The organism is Pseudomonas sp. 32_A (assembly GCF_017490905.1).
Classification (GTDB): Bacteria; Pseudomonadota; Gammaproteobacteria; order Pseudomonadales; family Pseudomonadaceae; genus Aquipseudomonas; species Aquipseudomonas inefficax.
In genome coordinates this window covers 1-620 of record NZ_JAFGYI010000124.1, presented here as the reverse complement: position 1 = coordinate 620, position 620 = coordinate 1, and the positions used below count along the sequence as shown (strand labels likewise).

Below are 620 nucleotides of genomic sequence, written 5' to 3'. Positions count from 1 at the left end.
GTTAACCGCAGCGCCGCGCGGCGGCGGCCACGCGCGGCGAAGCGCCGTTCAATAGAACGAATTGATCGTCCAGCCGGTCACGAGCGGCGTCTGGAGAAACGTCTTGCCGCCGCTGCAATAGCTCGACGTCCACGGCGTGCCCGCGTAGCTGTCGTACGTCGCCCACTTGCTCGACAGCCTGACCGTGTAGCCGCTGCGCGGCTCGGCGGCCTGATTCAGCGTGACGTTGATCGTCGCGGCGTCCTCGATCAGCTTCGTCGACTGCGCCTCGCCGTGCGCGATCACCTGGTTGCTCTGAACGTCGATCACGTCGACGACGAGACGCATCTGTCCTTCCCGCCCTTTCAGCGCGCACGTCGCGTAGCTCATGTGCATGTACGCGCTCACCGCGATGAGCCCTTTGTTGTCGAGCTTCACCGGCCGGTTGATCGTGTACGTGTACGTGCCGTCGGGCTCGTAGGTGATGAGCGGCGGATTCGGATAGGGGCCGCGGTAGGTGTACCCGCACGAGAAATCCGTCGCGCCGGGCGTCTCCATCAGGATCTCGCACGCCGTTTCGGTGCCGCCGATCTTGATACCCGATTGCGGCAGCCACTTGCCGCCCTGTCAGGACAGCACCT

Annotated in this window: 1 protein-coding gene; it reads right to left on the bottom strand. The window is 65.0% G+C overall.

Annotated elements, in window-relative coordinates:
* Positions 1-48: 48 nt before the first annotated feature.
* Positions 49-537, bottom strand: a complete 489-nt coding sequence (locus J5M58_RS25890) for a hypothetical protein (RefSeq protein ID WP_207880162.1) — start codon at positions 535-537, stop codon at positions 49-51.
* Positions 538-620: the final 83 nt, after the last annotated feature.

Bases quoted from the DNA above. Each gene is read 5' to 3' on its own strand.
- J5M58_RS25890 (WP_207880162.1), bottom strand. From the start codon at position 537: ATGGAGACGCCCGGCGCGACGGATTTCTCGTGCGGGTACACCTACCGC.